The following is a 17,281-nucleotide window of genomic DNA, read 5'->3' as shown; positions in this document are numbered from 1 at the left end:
GTTGGGGCGGACCAGCGCTTTGCCCAAGCCGTGCTCAGCCTAGGTGGAGAGTTGCATGTGGTCCTACCCAGCATGAACTACGAGTCATCCATGCAGACTGATGAGGACAGACATCGCTTCCAACAATTGCTCGCGGCCGCGACCAAAGTCGAACAACTCAACTATCGCCAGCCGAGCGAGGATGCGTATCTGGCGGCGGGGAGGCGCGTGGTGGACCTGTGCGACGTGTTGGTCGCAGTATGGGACGGTCTCCCCGCGCAAGGCAAAGGCGGTACGGCCGACGTGGTGGAGTACGCACGTGAGGTGGGCAAGCCGGTCGAGGTGGTTTGGCCAGCAGGATTGACCCGTTGACATTACAACTGCCGAAGCTTCGGAGGTGGTGGTGAGCCTTGGATGGGGGGCCGTGCCACACCAAGCGCATTCTCAAGTTACGCAAATCCGCCCTGGCTGTATCTGCCTCACCCGACAGTCCTCACACACGCACCCACAAGCAAAGATGAGTATATCCGGTGAAGCGGAGTAGTCGTGTTCCAGCAGCCATCTGAAAACGAGTCGGCAACACGCCGCTGGACCAGGCTAGAGGTCCTGAGGTATGCCGCGCTCACCATCGCAATAACGGTCGGCGTTTGGCTTTTCGAGACCGTCGCAGGACTTGTGATAGCCATGGCTGGCTTCGTTCTCGTCTACCTAGCTGCTCCATTCCTGGCCTACCCAGTAGAGGCCATGCGGTACTACCGCACTCGAGCCCTTCTTGCGTCCTACGTCACGTCGCTGAAGGCAGGGTATGGAGTGGGTATTGACCTCGGCCCAGAGGCGGAGCAGCGCTCGTTGGCGCTTGCCGGGCGGGTCAAGCCATTCCGCGTGTTCATTTCCTCCACCTTCAACGATATGCTCAAGGAACGCGACATCCTTGCTCAGGAAGTGTTCCCTCGACTCGCAGTTGAGTGCGAGCGTCGGGGTGCCCTGTGGGCTCCCATCGACCTTCGCTGGGGCATCACGGAGTTGCAACAAAATGCCGGCGAGGTGGTCGACATCTGTCTGACCGCTGTCGAGCGGTGCCACCCCAACACGATTGGCATCCTTGGAGGTCGTTATGGCACCGTATTGGCTCTTGACGGGAAAAACTCAGGGCGGCTTCCTGAGTGGGTAGGTGAAGGCCGGGATCTTTCGATTACACATCTCGAATTGCGACATGCTATAGGCCTAAAGGGCCAGGTGGTCAAAGTATTCTCCCTAGACCGTGACCCAGCCAGTGACGGGGATGCCGCGAGTTTGTCGAGTTTGCGGCGAGAACTCGAGCAATCGGCTGACGTAGTCACCGAAGTCGAATCGGCAGAGAGTTTGGCTGCTCTAGTCCACGAACACCTGCTCGACCGACTCGATAGAGAGGTGCCAGCAGGCACCGACCACAGGCTCCTGCGTGAGATTTCTGCGCATGTGGTCCAAGAGCAGTTGCTCATTAGCCGTCCTCTTTTAAACGAAGAAGTTCTGCTTGAGACCCAGCATTGGCACGACGTTGAGAAAGTCGTCGCCCTTCTTGGACCACCCGGAAGCGGTCGCTCAACGCTGATGGCGAGGTGGGGTAGCCGTTGGCGGGAGACCCATCCTGATGACATCGTCATCCTGCGGTTCGTGGGCTTGACGGAAGAGTCTCAGACCTGGGCCGGCTTGCTTCGAAGCATCATGGCTGAACTTTCGCTGCGAACGGGACAGTCGATCGATCTCCCACAGGCTGATGGCGAGCTGGCTGTGCTAGCGGCCTTCCGGACGCGAGAGATCCAGCGACAACAGCGGGTCGTCCTGGGGATAGACGGCATTGAGCGAATCTTTGCGCCTAGCGAGCTGGAACGCCTCATGATGATGGGACTGGGGTGGCTCCCGCAACAGAGCCCTGCGACGACGATCAAGTACATTCCCATGGTGGTGACTGCGGCCGACCAGCCAACTACCTACGCGTACGACACAGCGACCGTTCGGGTGCCGCCGCTCGGCACGGAGGACCGCCGCACCCTCGTGGAGTCCAGCCTGGCGAGCGCGGGCCGGACGCTGCTGGCCAAGGAGGTAGAGGCCATAGTCAATCACCCGCAGACCAAGGACCCAGCCTTCCTCGGACTCTTGCTGGACGAGCTGCATAAAGTTGGCTCCCACACACGATTGGCCCACCGGCTCAGCACCTTGCTGCGAGCGACTTCGACCGCGCAACTCCTGGGTGACGTTCTCGCCCGAGTCACGTCCGATGTCAGGCCAGAAGCTGCGGCCGATGCAACTGCTGTCCTGACTCTTTTAAGCGGGTCTGAGACCGGTTATACGGAAGCAGAAGTCCTTGGTATTGTCCGGCAACTCATCCCTGCCTTTGACCAGGCATCTCTTGAACTACTGCGGTGGCGCTTGGCGAGCCTCATCGTCGAGATTCAGGGCCATCTCCAACTGAGGACGGCATACCGTCACGACGCGCGGTCACTACTTCGTGTGGGTGGACTCCAGGCCGAGACTCGCGCTGCCGTTCTCAGATGGTTTAGCCACCCAGACCGGATCCTCACCGGCAGGGCCGTACGAGAGGCCTGGCAGGAGGCCGACAAGCCGGACGTTTCCATGCTGCACAACATCGCACTTAGGCCTGGCGGGTTGCGGGCGCTGCAGTCCGCTCTCGGGTCGGGCTACCGGCAGGCTCTCGCCTTGCTTGCCGACCGTACCTCACAGAGCGCTGTGGACCTACTAGACTCGACGGTTGGCCCCGTGCAGACGAAACCCGCAGATTTGTCTGCACTGGCTAAGGCCTATATCGACATCGGCGAGGTCGAGCGAGCAGCTGCTCGGCTCCCAGACTTGAGTCACTGCGTCGTTGAGGACAGGGTGGTACGCGACGAAGTCCTGCACGTGCGGGGTCGCCTTGGTGTAAGGGGCACGATATCGCTTGAACCCAGTGAGTGGGACCTGCTGCTTACAGAGGGACTCCGTGAGCGCTCCGATAAAGTGTATCTCGCCCTTACGGGGATGGGGGCCATGAGCATTCGTCGAGGTGCCTTCTTCTGGGGCCACAAATACTTCAAGCAGGCTGCGGATCTAGCCTTCAGAACAGGCAATATGTCCTGGATCGCGCTGGCCGGCTTGAACGCGGCCATCTCTTCTACGGAGGGAGTGGCCGACCCCCTGCGAACGGAGCTTGGGTCCCTCCTCCATAGTGGCTTCGACCGTCTTGCCTCGATGGGGTTCAACACGGGAGACCTGAACCTGATCCTGGAGGGTCTTTGCCGCCGAGGGGTTGCTGAACTTGCTCTGGATCACGCTCACGAGGCCCGGGAGACGTTTCGGGCCGTCACGGAGAGCGCGCGAGATATTGGCCACGAGGGGTTTGTTGCACTGGGCGAACTCGGGGAAGCGGTTGCAGCCCAGGCACTTGGTAACCCCCGGATGGTGCGTGACCTCGAGCGGCAATACGGTGTGCAGGCTACCAGCCTCCACAAGGCACTGGAGCAACGTGCTCTGAGCTTGCTTGGCTGAGTCGAGGCCGTGAAGCGGCCGACCAGTATGCGGCACCTTGGCCCCGCGTTAGCACCGTTGTCCGTCAGCTGGCTCGGATCCAAATTGGCCAGCCCCCGATGCTCAGCGCATCCGTCCGTGGAGCCTCTGCGTGCGCATGCCCAAGTGTGGCACCGCCTGCGCCAGGTGACGAGAAGCGCCACGTCCGCAACTGCCGCCGAGCGAGCAGGCGTGTCAGTGACCATCATCGCTGGATGCCCTCGGGCAGGTCGGGCAGCTCGAGCCGTCCTGCGAGCCGAGGCAGGGCAGGAACGGCCCTTGTGGATTCTCCTGGGCGGGGTCATAGTGACACATGGCTCTGCAGCGCACGCCTAGCGCCGGGACGGTCTTCCCCGACCTCCGGGGGGATGGCCGCCTGCTTCGCGCGACCTGGCACCAGGAGCGGCAGGTCGTCGTCCTCTCACTCTGGCGCGACAACGTCTGCGTCAGCACCTTCCGGCTCGCAGCCGACGAGGTGCCCGACCTCATCGCCCTGCTCCGTCACGGCCTCGACGAGGCATACGACGTCGCCCGCGAGCGGGTAGAGCGGGTAGAGCGCCTCAGACGGCCCTCCCAAGCGGGCTGACCAGGCAGTCGGAATCACCCTCGGAGTCCCCCCGGGGGCGTTCCATTAGTTGCACTGTCGTAGCGGCCCGATTCTGCGCCAGCTGCCTCGATCGAATCGACGCCGCCTGCACAATCTGTGAGGGTTACTCGGTCGTGCAGCGTCCCTCCTGCCGCGTGGAGGACGGCTACGCTCGTCGGACTGCGCCGCAGGTGGGACCTGAGGAGCGTTGCGACCAGGCTCAGGAGTACGGGTGGACAGCCGGAGATGGGTGATTCGTGCTGCCCGGCACGGGCGAGGGGTGGAGGGCCATCCTCAGCGTCAGGACGGCTGCGACGACGAGCGTTGCAACGGTGACGGACCCGGTGAGCGGTGGCGTGTCCCAGTTGGCGTCGCTGAAAGCGAGCATGAACGCATATTCGACGACCAGGTGAACCGCACCGAAGGCCGTGGTTCCCCAGGCCACGACCAGCACGCGCGCAAGGGTGCGTTCATCGAGCTCCGGTTGCCAAGCCAGGATCGCGGCTATCGCCGCCAACGCAGCCACCTCAGGCGTCAGCAGTATCCACATCGAAACGTCGTCGTCGGCGCTGAGGCCGGGGTCGACGGTGGCGAGCGCCAAGGCGGCGGCCAGGGCCAGGGTTGTCAGTCCTGGCAGGGCTGCCACCAACTTGGTCCTCAGCGACCAGCTCGTCCCCACCACCAAAAGGAGCCACGCCGCCGCGGCCAGGCTCATGGCCACGACTCCGAGCTCCGAGGCCCACGGCGTCCGCTGCGCGGCCTCGGGTAGGAACGGGAAAGGGAGGCTGCCGTCCATCCGGCGCAGGCACGCATCGGAGAAGTCCGGAGCGTACTTGTAGGCGCGGACCACGCTGCCGGAGAGAAGAGCGCCACGACAGGGTTGCCAGTGCAGGTAGGTCGACCAGCCGGCGGCGACGGCGGCCGCTAGGAGCAGGACCGATGTCCCGACCCATGGCCAGCGCCGTTCTCGCATAAGTGACCGTAGCGCCGCCGAGGCCTCCATGTCAGCCGACTGCGTCGCGGAGCTCCGTGCCCATTGCCAACATCCCGAAGGTGAGCGAGATGCTTACTGTCATGCCGCTGGCCGCGTGCTGGGCTTATTGGGTCAGGCGGGGCGGGACAGCTCGTGCTCGACGGCTCGGCGGATCCAGGCCGAGACTGAACGATCGTCAGCTTCCGCCGCGCGCTTGACTTCCTCGAGCAGCTCGGCCGGGAAGCGCACCGGTACGGGTGCGCTCAGTGGACGCTTGCGTCGACGCGCAGGCCCCTGGGGCTCCTGGTTGCGCGGGTCGGCGTAGAAGTCGTACTCCTGCTCCGGCGTCATCGGCCGGCTGTCGTCAGTGCTCATCACGGTCCCTTCGGTACGTAGCGGCGAGGCCCGAAGACGCCTCGTAGCAGCCGATCGGTCGGCACTTGCTCGGATCGCCCGATCGAGATGGAGCCAGCGGCACGATGAGTACTCGCCCACTGACTTCCGCGAACATCACCCAATGAGCGGGCGGCTTTGCCACGTAGAACAGCGGGTCGCTGCTCCACGCGTCCATCACGTCGTCCATCCCCAGGTGCGGATGCTTGAACACGTGAGCGATCTGCTCGTCGACCTCGAAGGTTCGCCGCTCATCACCCGCATCTGCCGACTGGCGCTACTGGGGACCCCGCCTCAAGGAGGATTGGTCGCTGCATTCGCGAAGCGAGCGGCTCACGGCCCTGACCCAGCCGTCACTGCGGCGCACTAGACCACTGGCGGGCGTGTCACATCGTAGGGATCCCAGTCCAGCGCCCAGAACGCCTCGAGGCCCTTCTCGGCGATGAACTGCCTCTCAGCCGCGTAGGTGGGGTACATCCCGACGATGGTGACCGGCAGGTCGTCGCCAACGTCCACCCGGGCGGCGCCCGGACCGAAGACCAGCGGGGCGAACACGACGAAGCCGTCGAGCGATGACCCAGCCGCGATCGGCTCGCCGAAGTTGATGGTGTTGCCGTAGCTGAACGGGCAGTCATGGCGCAGCTGCTCAGCGAGGTGCGCAATGGCGAGAGCCCAAGCCGGATCGTCAGATCTCACGCTGATGCTCAGCTCCGGCCGACCCAGACGCCACGCCTCCTGACGGGCCAGCGAGAGTCCGTACGTGACACCGAGGAGCAGACCTTCGTCTGGCAGGTCCTGGTATCCGATGGCGGTCACACCATGATGGCCAGGTGATGTGGCCTCGACGGGCCAGAACTGCGGCTCGACGCCGCCGCTCAGCCCATCCAGGTGGGAGAGGAACTTCTCGATGCGGGTGCCCATACCGCCATCCTGACTCAGAACTCACCGAGCTGCCGTGCGACAGGAGCTCAGTGTCAGAGCGACGGTCCTGGCCACCCCCGACCTAGTGATGCCAGGGTGAGAACCACCACCGCGCCTCCGAGAACTTCAACGTCGAGGTGGTGGAGACGCTCAGCACGACGCCGCCGACAAACTCCAGGCGCAGTGCGCCCCCGCTCACTACCGTGGCATCCGAAACGGTGAGTCCGTCGAGATCATCGGCCGCGGTCAACCACTGCTGTGTCTCGTCCACGCCTCTTTCCGGCTCGCCACCGATCGACCAGGTGGCGTCCAGATAGAGGCGCGTCTCCCTGCTCGACGTCACGCGGTGATCGCAGAAGCCGACGAAAGGCCACGCCTGCCGGACACCCACCTCGACGACGAAGGTGCCCACCAGTTCGTTGACGTCCATCGCGACATCATGACTCAGGGCGACTGTGCACATGCTTCTGATGCCGCTCTGCGTGAGCCCCCGCGACGACGGCGGCCGCTGCCGCGCCTCAGTGCTGAGACGAGGCGGACCTCCTGAGAGCGATCCTCGCCAGGCCTACACCGACCGCCAGCGTCACAAGGCCCGCGACAGCCACCGCCGGGACGGGCCACCGTGATCCCTGCGCGGCGTCCTGCACCGTGGCCGATGCGTCGTCTCCGTGGGAAACCGCTTCGGGTGGGATGGTCTTGAGCTGGTCGTCCGGCCAAGGATGCTCGTCAGCTACTGCGACGAGATCTGTGACCGTGCTCGGATCCACGACGCTGATGGGGTCACACACGAAGGACTTGAGGTCGCCCCCGTCGATGACATAGGGCACGAAATAGTGCTGGCCGGCTTGCAAGCCGAAACCGTTCATCCACCCGGGATCTGGCTCGATGATGTCTACCTGCTCCGGCAGGCGCGGACCGAGAGCGCCCAGGACGTCCATCACCACTATGGTGCGCCCGTAGTCCGGACGGTTCGAGTCATCTTGGGTGCGTGTCCGCACGACGGTGCCCAGGACCGCCCCGTCATATCGCTCGCGGAACGGCTGTTCAACGGCGAGCACCTCCTGCTCGGCGGCGATGGCCTCCGGCGATCCATCCGGATGCGGCGCGCACGACGTGGCCGCGGCCCCCGGAGCGGAGATGGTGATCACGAGGGGGCCAAGACTCGCCGCGAGGCCAACACGCAGTCCTCTGCTACAGCTCCACATGACGACCCTCCTCGATCCCTCGGACGCGATCGTGGACCCGCTCGTTCCACCAGCCGAGAAAGCACCCTCTCCACTGCACGGCGCCCTGCTGTCCAGCGGACCTCCGTGCCCGTGCAGGGGCGTCAGCCCTCGCCTCACGTGTGCTGGCGGAGATACCTCCCGAAGTGCGGGACCGTGAAGGCGATCCGGCCCCGCTCGCCGGAGTAGATGAGGCCCTTCTTGAGCAGCGCGTCGCGCGCCGGGGACAGCGACTGCGGCTTGCGGTCCAGGTGGGTGGCGATCTCCGCGGTCGGCACCGACTCGGTCTCGTCGATCTCCTCGCCGGCCTCGACCCGCTCGGCCGCGAGGTCGGCCATGGCCCGGAGGTACTCCCGCTCCCCCGGCGTCGCCCGCTCGTAGCGGCTGCCGAAGAAGCCGACCGCCAGCTCGGCCTCCGCCGCCGGCCCGGCGACCCGCACGTCCTCGTCGGTGATCGGCGACTCCGGCGCGAGGTCCCACACCTCCTTGCCGTAGGCCTGGATGAAGTAGGGGTAGCCGCCGGTCGCGGCATACATCGCCGCCAGCGCCTCGGGTGACCAGGCCGCGTCCTCGTCCTCCGCGGGCAGCTGCAGGGCCCGCTCCGCCTCCTCGCGTGAGAGGCGGTCGATCCGGTTGTAGCGGAAGAGCCGCTCGGAGTAGGACTTGCTCGCCGACAGCACCGCCGGCAGGTGCGGGAGCCCGGCCCCGACGACGATCACCGGCAGGGCCGACTGGGCTCAGCTCGTGGCAGGCCGCGCAGATCGCCGACACGTCGTCGGCCTGCAGGTCCTGCATCTCGTCGATGAAGACGGCGACGCCCTTGCCGACGTCCGCCGCGAGCCCTCCGACGTCGGAGAGGAGCTCGACCAGGTCGATCTCGATGTCGCCGGAGTCGGCACGGCCGGTCACCGCCGGCGCGTCGATCCCGGGGTTCCACCGGTCGCGCAGCTTGGCACCAGGCTGGTCCTTCTGCGCGAACGCCTTGATGACGCCCAGCACGTGGTCGACCTCATCGCCCTGCGGGTGCCCCAGCTCGCGCACCGCCACGTGCAGCGCCGCCGCCATCGGGCGACGCATCCCCTGCTCCGGACGCGCCTCATACTTGCCGGTCCCCCACCGCGAGCGCACCGCCGCACCTCGCAGCGCGTTGAGCAGCACCGTCTTGCCGACGCCGCGCAGCCCGGTGAGCACCATCGAGCGCTCGGGGCGGCCGCGCTGGATGCGCTCCAGCACGACGCGGAAGCGGTCCAGCTGCTCGTCGCGACCGGCGAGCTCAGGTGGGCGCTGACCGGCGCCGGGGGCATAGGGGTTACGGATCGGATCCACGATGGCACTGTATGCGGTTCTCTAGCGAATCTGTCAGAGGCACGCAGAAAGAGCGATGGTCGGTCGTGCGAGACTGGATCGTATGCCTACGCCGTCCGAGCTCCGCGACCGCGCAGAGACCCTGCGGGACGTCGCCCGGACGATGCGGACCAAGGCACCGCTGCTCGACGACGACACGTCCGGCGTGCTCACCCACTACCCCCACGCGCGTGACGGGGTGTGGTGGGGCAGCGCCGCCACCGAGTTCTACGACCAGGTCACGCAAGCCCGCGGCCGGCTCCGCACCGCGGCCGAGGACGTCGTCGACTACGCCGGACGATGCGAGACCCGCGCCGAGGAGCTCGACGACGAGGCCGACCGGCTCGAGCTCGAGCAGGCCGGGCAGTAGGCCTCAGCGACACCCCCGCGCCCGACGGAGCCAGCCGGGCGTGAGCCGCCCTGCCGCGCCTCGCGGCCGACCGAGCACCAGCACGCACAGGGCACCCAGCAGCAGTCCCAGGACCACCAGCGCCAGCACCCGACCCGCACCGAAGCCCTCCCCCGGCAGCGCCACCAGCGCCAGCACGGGCACCCCGAGCAGCCCGAGCCACAGGGCACCGGCATGCCGTTGCCCCTCCGGGTCGGCGAGCATCCGCTCCCGCAGGAACGACCAGCGGCCGAGGTATGCCGCGACCCCCCACCCGACGAAGGCCAGGCAGGCGACGCCCCAGGCCAGGGTGGGGAGCACCTCGCCGTCGGTCACGGCACGCGTACCGGGTCGATGACGAGGGCCACGAGCTCGTCGAAGAGCGCCGCCGACGGCAGCGGGGTGAGGCCGACCCGCTCGGCGCCTGCGGGTCCGGCGCCGGTTGTCCCTGCGGCCACCTCCCCGTCACCCTCCCTGTCGACCTCGGCAGGCTCGGTCAGCAGATAGGCACCCCGGTCCCCGGCGTCCACCGCGACCAGTCCCGCCAGCGGGCCGTCGGCATCCTCCACCCGCAGCGTCCACAGTGCCGCCAGCCGACGCCATATCTGACGCCACCGCTCCTGCGTGTGCGGCGGCGGGGTCGTGCGGTCCTGCAGGCGCGACAGGAGCCGGTCACGGGTGACCTCGCGTGGGTCGAGGGCCAGCGACCAGGCCGGCGCGACGCCCAGCCACGAGCACAGGACACCGACGGCGCCCACGGTGGACAGGTCCATCACATGGATCCGGGAGGGCACCTCGCCCAGAGCCCGCCGGTGGGGATCGGCGCTCCGCCACTGCGAGATGCCGTCGGTGGCGAGGACGATGGTGTCGCCGCCGCGACGGTAGAGCGAGAAGGTCAGCGGCAGCAGACCGATGGTCGCCCCGATCTGGACGACGCGGTCCGCCCCGCCCACGACGGTCCGCAGCCGCGCCCCCGTCTCCGTCGGCGCACCGTCGTGGTCCACGAGCCCGACGTCGGCCAGCTCGGGTGCGCTCGTGGTGCCGTCACGCACCCAGCCCAGCAGGCTCTCGCGGTCCACCGTCACCCCGGAGGGCCGGAAGCGCTGCGCGTCCCGCACCCGCGACAGGTCCTCGAGGTTCTCGCCGAGGTCAAGCAGGTCGACGTCACGGGCCGGCTCGGGGTCGGTGCCGGTGCTCCTGGCCCGCTGCCACCGCCGGTTGTAGGGCTGCTCCGGCGCCTGCTCCCCCTCGATCCGTGCCCCCGCGACCACGTCCTCGAGCAGCGGGCCCACCACGGTCCACCGCTCCACGTCGACCGTCGCCGTGAAGGTCAGCACGCGGTCGGTCATGGCCATGACCCACTGCTGCAGGACGAGCTCCTCCCCCGCCACCCAGGCCAGCCACCGCAGGCGTCGACCGCCCGGCCACCGGTCGTCCGACACGAGGTGGGCGTCCTGCTCGGCGAGCGCGACGGCCATTGCCTCGGTCGCCGCGCGGTGCGGCGAGACGGTCGCGCCCGCGGACGGCACGGCCACCACGCTCAGGCTGGGCCGGAAGCCGAGGTCGGGACCCCACGGCTCGGGCACGAGGACGACCGGCTCCCCGAGCGTGGTCCGCACGGTCCCGACCGCCCATCCGGCGGGAGGCGTCAGGGTGACGCCGAGGTCGGGCAGGGTCGTCATGTCAGGCATCAGGGCCGAGTCTGTCATCCGGCCTCATCCGAAGACCGAGTCCCAGACCGCCTCGGCACCCTCCCGGAGGCCGGTGCCCAACGCCTTGCCCGCCTTCGACCCCACGAAGGCGCCGACCGCGCCCCCGACAACACCACCGACCACGGCACCGACCCCCGTGCCCAGGCCCGGCACGACCGACCCGACGGCTGCCCCGATCCCGGCCCCGACCTTGCCGCCGGCGATCCCGCCGGCCACGGCGCCGCCACCCTCGGTCGCGACGCTCCAGCCCGTGGAGGCCACGCGCTGGGCGTCGGAGTACTCGGGGTGGTGGCGCTGGTCGTGCTCCCACTGCGAGGCGCCCGCGTCGTAGAGCGAGAGCGCCGAGCCCACGACGATCAGGCCGCGTCCGCCATGCCTCGCCCACGCCGGCGGCCGACCGATCGTGGGGTCGGGCACGAGGCGTCGCCAGGGGGCATACGTCGCGTCGTCGATGAGCGTGCCCCTGCGGGCCGCCGACCCCTGGATCCGCCCCTGGCTCAGCCGTCCACGCTCGACCGGCTCGGGCACCAGCAGCCCGCTGGGCGAGGTCGTCCACGGTCGCCCCTGCACGACGACGCGCCCCGGACGCACCTCCACGTCGTCGGCGAAGGTGATCAGCTCGGAGATCTCCCCCAGGGCCCGTCCTGCCGACGGACCCCGGCGCGGCACGTGCAGACGCCAGGTGCGGTAGCGCTCCAGCAGCGACTCCCCGGTGCCGAGCACGAAGGCACCGAACTCGTCCGACCGGGAGATGCGCTCGACGTTGCCGAGGACCGACTCCTCGCCCTGCCACCCCAGCGCGCTGAGGTCGGGCAGCCAGTAGCCCGCCTCCGCCAGCTCGCGCAGCGGTCGCACGTCGTCGACGTAGTGGGTGGCGTGGTCGTAGGCCAGCCCCGCCGCCGCGGTGAGGGTCTCCCCGACCGACCGCACCGCGGATCGCACGTGGGGCGTCCGACCGACGAGGTGGTCCACCCGCTCCACGGCACGCTGGACGTCCTCGGCGACCTCGCCCGCGGTCTGCGCCGCGGCCAGCGTGGCCGCAGACATGGCCAGGACGCCGTCGGGGTCGATGCGAACGCTCATACGCTCCGTCTCGGTCTCGGGCCCTCGGGCGGGACGGGCATGCAGCAGGGGTCGAGGTGCGCAGCGCGCTCCCCGACCCCTGCGTGGACTGACGTCAGATGCGGTCCGACTCGCCGGTGGCGGCGGCCAGGTTGTTGTGCTGCGTCTTGATGTCTTCCTTGGCCTCGTTGAGCGCGTCGACCAACTTCGGGGTCAGCGTCGGCTTGAAGGTCTGCCAGGCATCCTTGAACTTCTCCGAGTTGGAGCCGGTCCAGACGGTGCTGTTGAGCGACTTGTCGATGTCGTCCGACACGCGCTGGATGTCCAGCGCCGAGGTGTCGAGCGTCTTGTGCAGGTCTCGCAGGGTTGCGAGTTCACCACCAACGGCCATGATGTATGTCCCCTTCCGAGGGTTGTGGAAATGGTCGTGATCGCACCCCCCTCAAACACCCTCGGCGGTGCGATCTCTCGCCACCCTAGGCAGACGCGTGCATCGGTGTCCACCGCTCAGGCGTCCGCTTCGGGCCAAACGGGCTGATTGGCACCTACCTGCCTGAGTGGGGTCGTCGCCGCCGAGGAGGTGGGCAGACCCCGAGCGCCGGTATGCCGTGACGTCAGGTCAGCCTGGCCAGATCACCTGCACCCGCTCGGCCTGACCGGCGACGACGAGGTAGCCCCCACCCGGGGGCAGCGACTGCCCGAAGGCCGACCGGTTGAGCCGGGCACCGAAGAGGTCGGCGTCGGCGCTGGACTGCGGGTTGAGCAGGACGCCGTTGCCCGACTTCTTGAGCAGGGCCGATGGGCCGCGGTAGTGGCTCTGCATGTCGGAGGCGGTGCCGGCGCCGACGAGCATCTTGCCCGAGTCACGCATCTGCTCGATGACCTTGACCAGGGCGTCGGCGAGCCACCCGTCGGACCCGACGAGTTCGGTGTCGTCGACGAGCACGACCAGCGGCTCCTCGCCCTGGACGAGGGCGGTGAGCTGCTCGGTCACCTCGGTCTGGTCGCTCTGGAGGTCCCACGGCCCGTGGACGTCGGCCGACCCGGCCAGGTCGCGCAACGGGCTCTTGCGCGGCGTGACCAGGGCCACCTGCCATCCCGCCGACAGCGCCTCCCCGGCCAGCTGGGAGAGCACCGAGGACCGACCGCTGCGCCGCGGGCCGGTGACCAGGACGGCGGGCCCGTGGTCGATGGCGTCGAGGTGCCGCAGCCCGAGGGTGTCTCCACCCACCGCGACCGCCAGCGAGGTGTCGGGCACGGTGAGGCCCTGCGCCCGCTCCTCCTCGCGCAGGCGCTGTGCCTCCTGCGCGGTGACGCGCACCGGCAGCAGGTCGACGTGGAAGGGGCGTCGCGAGCGCGGCAGCTCGGCATACCTCTCGGTCGCGGCCTTGCCGAGCTCCTGCAGGGCCCGCACCTGGGCGGTGCCCGCCGGGTCGTCGGCGAGCAGCGCGAACTGCGTCTCGCGCAGGCCCTCGGCCCGGAACCCCCGCCCCTCGACCATGGAGTCCGGGACCTTCTTGGCCGACATCCCGATGTTGGAGAAGTCGCTCGGGTCGGTCATCCGCAGCATGATCTTGTCGTCCAGGAGCGTCCCCATCCGCCCGATGATGACCGACCGGTCCCCCGTCATGACGACGCGCACCCCGACCGCGGCACCCTCCTGCAGGATCTGCTGGAAGGCGGTCACCAGCTTGCCGCCGTCGAGAGCGTCGTAAGCCTGGAAGAAGCCCTCCCAGCGGTCGAAGAGGATGAGCACGTAGGGCAGCCGGTCCTCCTGCGGCACCGAGGCCCGCTGCTCGGCGACATCGGCGAAGCCGGCCTGGGCGAGCAGCTGCTGCCGCTCGCTGATGAGGGTCCGCAACCGGCTCACGAGGCGGTCCATGCGGTCGGTCTGGTCGCGCGAGACGACAGCCCCGACGTGCGGCATCGCCTGCAGCGGCAGCAGGGCGTTGTTGCCGCAGTCCACGCCGTAGACATGGACGTCCTCCGGGGACAGGTCGCGCGCGACCGCCCCGGCGATCGCGCGCAGCGCCGTCGAGCGCCCGGACCGTGCGGCGCCGACGATCGCGAGGTGGGACCCGGTGGACAGGGTGTATGTCGCGACGTCCCGTCGCTGCTCGGCCGGGAGGTCGACGATGCCGACCGGCAGCCGCATCCGGTCGGCGTCCGCTGCGGCGCGCGGGAACTGCTCCAGGACCTGCTCCAGGGTGATGACGTCGTCCAGCGCCGGGAGCCACGGGCTGGCGGGAGCCCGCACCCCCGACTCCTCGCTGGCCTGCTGGCAGGCCTCGACGAGGGCCGCGAGATCGGTGGGGATGGACACGTCCTCCTCCGCCGCGGCCGCTCGTGGCGGGGCGACCCCGAGCTCGGCGAACGGCATACCCCGCAGCTCGATGTCGGCGGCCCGGCCCTCGCCGCGGGGGCGGCCCCCGACCCGCGAGGACTGGAAGGGGATGAGGCTGGAGTGGCCGAGCCGGGCGTAGGCGCGACCAGGGGTCGACTTCGCGATCTGGGCGGCCTCGCGCGACTCGATGACGTCCTGGGAGTCGTTGGCGTCGGTGACCCGCAGGGCGATGCGCAGGTTGGTGTTGGACTTGATCTCAGCGCTGACGACACCGGCGGGGCGCTGGGTCGCCAGGATGAGGTGCACCCCGAGGGACCGGCCGCGCCGGGCGATGTCGACGAGCCCGGTGACGAAGTCCGGCAGCTCGGCGACGAGCGCGGCGAACTCGTCGATGACGATGAGGAGCCGGGGCATCGGGGCGTCGTCCGGGCCCTTGGTCGCGAGGTAGTCCTCGATGTCCTTGGCGTCGGCATCCGCCAGCTGGTGCTCGCGCCTGCGCAGCTCGGCGCCGAGGGACTCCAGGGCGCGCCCGGTGAGGTGGCCGTCGAGGTCGGTGACCATGCCCACCGTGTGCGGCAGCCGGTTGCAGTCCTTGAAGGCCGCGCCGCCCTTGTAGTCGACGAGCACGAAGGTCATCTCGTCGGGGCGGTTGTGCACGGCGAGCGAGGCGATGACGGTCTGCAGCAGCTCCGACTTGCCCGAGCCGGTGGTGCCGGCGACCAGGCCGTGCGGCCCGTCCTTGACCATGTCGATCGCGAAGGCTCCCTCGGTGCCCTCCCCGATGACCGCCTGGGTGGTCCGCCCCACGGACACCCAGCGCTCCTGCACCGCCGCCCCGGTCGGGGGGTCGAGCCGCAGCACGTCGAGCAGCCGGCTCGAGCCGGGGATCGTCGCGGCGGCGTCCTCGGCCGAGACGTCGCGCACCGGCGCGATGGCGCGCGCGACCCGCTCGGCCCAGGACGAGCTCACCAGGTCGGGGCGGACGCCCTCGATGACCCACTTCTCGCTGACCGTGACCCGCATGAGCGGCTCGTCCGCCTGGACGACAGCACGGCACTCCTCGGGGAGGAGGCGCTCGTCCTCGTCGAGGCACAGGAAGGTGATGCCCACCGACGGTCCGCGCTGGAGGAGCGGGACCATGCCGGGCAGCAGCCGGAGCCGGCGGGAGCCGTCGAGGACCACGAGCTTCGGCGGGAAGACCGCTCCCTTGCTCGAGAAGGACCCCGAGTCGGCGATCTCCAGGCGCCGCTCCAGCTCGCCCACCAGCTCGGCGATCCGCCGCGCGGTGGTCTCGTCGTCGACGCCGACCTGCGCCAGCTCGGGGTCGCCGTCGTCGGAGCGCAGGTGGGGCAGCCAGCGGGCCCAGTGCCAGTCGGCCTCGCCGTCCGGGGAGGTGAGCAGGATGACGTCGAGGTCCACCGGCGAGTGCAGCACCGCGAGCTGGGCCAGCACCCACCGGCCCACCGCCCGGCGCACCGGGCCCGCCAGGCCGGTGACCCCCGCCTCCAGCAGGCTCACGGTGACGGGGACGTCCGGCGCGGTCCAGGCCAGGTCGCCCTCGTGCTCCTCGCGGGCGTTGGACTTCACCGTGACCGAGGAGACCTGGTCGGCGCTGCCGAAGCGGGCGAGCAGCCAGTCCGGGTCGCTGCGGCGCCGCTCCCAGAGCCGGCGCCGAGGCCCGATCGCGGTCATGAGCACCTCGCCGGGGTCGGCGAAGTCGCGCCGCCGGGCCGCCCGCTCGTCGGCGAGCCCGTCGAGAGCGCTCTGCTGGACCTTCTTCATCCGGATGGTGTACTCGGCGAAGTCGTTGCGGTAGCGCTTGCGCTCCTGGCTCCGGCCGGACACCCAGTTGGACAGCGCCATGAGCGGGGTGAGCGCGATGAAGATCAGGGTGTAGAGACGACCGGTGATGAGGTACATCGCCAGGCCCGCGATGGCCGGGAGAAAGATGAAGGCCCACGGGATCTGCTGGCCGAGGGGGCGACGCGGCTCGTTGGGCAGGGCGAACTCGGTCTGGCGCGCCGCGGGCAGCAGCCGGGGCGGGCGGTTGTAGTCGAGCGTCGCGCCCTGGGGGCTGAGGGAGAGCGAGGCGTCGGGCGCGGTCGGCACCGTGAGCTCCAGGAGGCAGGGCCCGACGACGAGTGCCTGCCCGGGCTCCCACACCTGGCCGGGAGCGACCTCCTCGCGGTCGAGGTGGAGCAGCGGGACCGGAGCGTCGGCGCTGATGACCCTGGTGCCCGGCGGCAGCTCGCTGTAGGTGCTCTCCCCGGCCCTGCGCTGCTGGATCTCGGCCTCCGCGTCCAGCACGATGGGTCCGGGCAGGGGGCGCGTGCGCCACACCGGCTGCTGGAGCACCCCCAGGAGCTCGGGGTCGGGGTCCAGCACGACGGTGGCGTCCGGCCGGACCTGAACGGTGAGACAGACCTCGGGCAGGCCCACGGGCGGCAGCGGCACCGAGGCGTGCACCGACGTGCCGACCACGTGCTCGCCGGTGCTGACCCGCGCGACCGTGCCCGACCCCGGCCCGGAGGAGATACGGATCTCGACGGTGCCCCGAGGCTCCGCGAGCAGGTCACCGACGGGACCACCGACCCCGACGAGCGACCCGTGCCGGACCGGGCTGGCCGTGAGCGGCATACCCGGGTCGAGACGTCGGTCCCCGACGTAGAGCTCCGGCGGGTGCTCGCGCTCCGCGACCGCCACGGCCCGCTCGCCCCCCCCGCGCGCGGGGCGGGGTCGAGGCCGTCCTCGCGGACCACGCGCAGCTGCGGGACCTGCCCCTCGTGGCCGCCGCCCACACCCAGGCCCGGGCGGAT

At 69.3% G+C, this 17,281-nt stretch carries 15 protein-coding genes and 1 pseudogene; 4 read left to right on the top strand and 12 right to left on the bottom strand.

Translation table 11 applies throughout. The features are described 5' to 3' along the window. Positions 1–90 precede the first annotated feature (90 nt). The 3 genes from FA582_RS16850 (at position 91) to FA582_RS01030 (ending at position 4,105) form a co-directional block, all read left to right on the top strand. On the top strand, positions 91–351 hold the full coding sequence (locus FA582_RS16850) for a hypothetical protein (RefSeq protein WP_237707452.1): 261 nt from the start codon (positions 91–93) through the stop codon (positions 349–351). Between the two features lie 174 nt (positions 352–525). Then, entirely contained in the window at positions 526–3,501 is a 2,976-nt protein-coding gene (locus FA582_RS01035; RefSeq protein WP_081480423.1) for a DUF4062 domain-containing protein, read from the top strand. Positions 3,502–3,832: 331 nt separating this feature from the next. Further along, positions 3,833–4,105 carry a hypothetical protein gene (locus FA582_RS01030; protein WP_010145919.1) on the top strand — a complete coding sequence of 91 codons (273 nt, stop codon included), beginning with the start codon at positions 3,833–3,835 and terminating at the stop codon, positions 4,103–4,105. Between the two features lie 220 nt (positions 4,106–4,325). Here FA582_RS01030 and FA582_RS01025 read toward each other — a convergent pair whose 3' ends face one another. The 7 genes and pseudogenes from FA582_RS01025 to FA582_RS00995 all read right to left on the bottom strand — a co-directional run bounded on the left by FA582_RS01025 (position 4,326) and on the right by FA582_RS00995 (position 8,941). Then, a complete protein-coding gene (locus FA582_RS01025) occupies positions 4,326–4,955 on the bottom strand; it encodes a hypothetical protein (RefSeq protein WP_029540291.1) in 630 nt (209 codons plus the stop codon). 255 nt (positions 4,956–5,210) lie between these two features. After that, positions 5,211–5,453 carry a YlcI/YnfO family protein gene (locus FA582_RS01020; protein ID WP_010145921.1) on the bottom strand — a complete coding sequence of 81 codons (243 nt, stop codon included), beginning with the start codon at positions 5,451–5,453 and terminating at the stop codon, positions 5,211–5,213. Further along, a complete protein-coding gene (locus tag FA582_RS01015; RefSeq protein WP_202798056.1) occupies positions 5,443–5,685 on the bottom strand; it encodes a hypothetical protein in 243 nt (80 codons plus the stop codon). The genes FA582_RS01020 and FA582_RS01015 overlap by 11 nt, the downstream gene beginning before the upstream one ends. A 152-nt stretch (positions 5,686–5,837) precedes the next feature. Further along, positions 5,838–6,392, bottom strand: coding sequence for a suppressor of fused domain protein (locus FA582_RS01010; RefSeq protein WP_010145922.1), 555 nt, complete (start codon positions 6,390–6,392; stop codon positions 5,838–5,840). A gap of 82 nt (positions 6,393–6,474) precedes the next feature. Then, positions 6,475–6,822, bottom strand: a complete 348-nt coding sequence (locus tag FA582_RS01005) for a hypothetical protein (protein WP_010145923.1) — start codon at positions 6,820–6,822, stop codon at positions 6,475–6,477. An 88-nt stretch (positions 6,823–6,910) separates the two neighbouring features. Beyond that, complete coding sequence (locus tag FA582_RS01000; RefSeq protein WP_029540294.1) at positions 6,911–7,540, bottom strand: hypothetical protein; 630 nt, start codon at positions 7,538–7,540, stop codon at positions 6,911–6,913. 191 nt (positions 7,541–7,731) lie between these two features. Next, positions 7,732–8,941: pseudogene (locus tag FA582_RS00995) on the bottom strand (AAA family ATPase). Positions 8,942–9,023: 82 nt separating this feature from the next. Here FA582_RS00995 and FA582_RS00990 point away from each other — a divergent pair. Beyond that, a complete protein-coding gene (locus FA582_RS00990) occupies positions 9,024–9,329 on the top strand; it encodes a hypothetical protein (RefSeq protein WP_010145926.1) in 306 nt (101 codons plus the stop codon). Between the two features lie 3 nt (positions 9,330–9,332). On the opposite strand, the gene FA582_RS00985 is transcribed toward FA582_RS00990, so the two are convergent. The 5 genes from FA582_RS00985 to FA582_RS00965 all read right to left on the bottom strand — a co-directional run bounded on the left by FA582_RS00985 (position 9,333) and on the right by FA582_RS00965 (position 17,168). Then, positions 9,333–9,683, bottom strand: coding sequence for a hypothetical protein (locus FA582_RS00985; protein WP_010145927.1), 351 nt, complete (start codon positions 9,681–9,683; stop codon positions 9,333–9,335). Beyond that, positions 9,680–11,038, bottom strand: coding sequence for a hypothetical protein (locus FA582_RS00980; RefSeq protein ID WP_141567423.1), 1,359 nt, complete (start codon positions 11,036–11,038; stop codon positions 9,680–9,682). The genes FA582_RS00985 and FA582_RS00980 overlap by 4 nt, the downstream gene beginning before the upstream one ends. Positions 11,039–11,062: 24 nt before the next feature. Then, positions 11,063–12,142: a hypothetical protein gene (locus FA582_RS00975; RefSeq protein WP_010145929.1), complete on the bottom strand. Its 1,080-nt coding sequence runs from the start codon at positions 12,140–12,142 to the stop codon at positions 11,063–11,065. 94 nt (positions 12,143–12,236) lie between these two features. Further along, a complete protein-coding gene (locus tag FA582_RS00970; protein WP_010145931.1) occupies positions 12,237–12,512 on the bottom strand; it encodes a WXG100 family type VII secretion target in 276 nt (91 codons plus the stop codon). A 228-nt stretch (positions 12,513–12,740) separates the two neighbouring features. Further along, a complete protein-coding gene (locus FA582_RS00965; protein WP_147899711.1) occupies positions 12,741–17,168 on the bottom strand; it encodes an FtsK/SpoIIIE domain-containing protein in 4,428 nt (1,475 codons plus the stop codon). Positions 17,169–17,281 lie beyond the last annotated feature (113 nt).

The sequence above is a fragment of the Serinicoccus profundi genome (assembly GCF_008001015.1).
GTDB classification, from domain to species: domain Bacteria; phylum Actinomycetota; class Actinomycetes; order Actinomycetales; family Dermatophilaceae; genus Ornithinicoccus; species Ornithinicoccus profundi.
The sequence above is the reverse complement of the archived record's forward strand: the minus strand, read 5'-3'. Positions and strand labels throughout refer to the sequence as shown.

Bases quoted from the DNA above. Each gene is read 5' to 3' on its own strand.
- FA582_RS00970 (WP_010145931.1), bottom strand. From the start codon at position 12,512: ATGGCCGTTGGTGGTGAACTCGCAACCCTGCGAGACCTGCACAAGACG.
- FA582_RS01010 (WP_010145922.1), bottom strand. From the start codon at position 6,392: ATGGGCACCCGCATCGAGAAGTTCCTCTCCCACCTGGATGGGCTGAGC.
- FA582_RS01030 (WP_010145919.1), top strand. From the start codon at position 3,833: ATGGCTCTGCAGCGCACGCCTAGCGCCGGGACGGTCTTCCCCGACCTC.
- FA582_RS01005 (WP_010145923.1), bottom strand. From the start codon at position 6,822: ATGGACGTCAACGAACTGGTGGGCACCTTCGTCGTCGAGGTGGGTGTC.
- FA582_RS00980 (WP_141567423.1), bottom strand. From the start codon at position 11,038: ATGCCTGACATGACGACCCTGCCCGACCTCGGCGTCACCCTGACGCCT.
- FA582_RS01020 (WP_010145921.1), bottom strand. From the start codon at position 5,453: ATGAGCACTGACGACAGCCGGCCGATGACGCCGGAGCAGGAGTACGAC.
- FA582_RS16850 (WP_237707452.1), top strand. From the start codon at position 91: ATGCAGACTGATGAGGACAGACATCGCTTCCAACAATTGCTCGCGGCC.
- FA582_RS00990 (WP_010145926.1), top strand. From the start codon at position 9,024: ATGCCTACGCCGTCCGAGCTCCGCGACCGCGCAGAGACCCTGCGGGAC.
- FA582_RS00975 (WP_010145929.1), bottom strand. From the start codon at position 12,142: ATGAGCGTTCGCATCGACCCCGACGGCGTCCTGGCCATGTCTGCGGCC.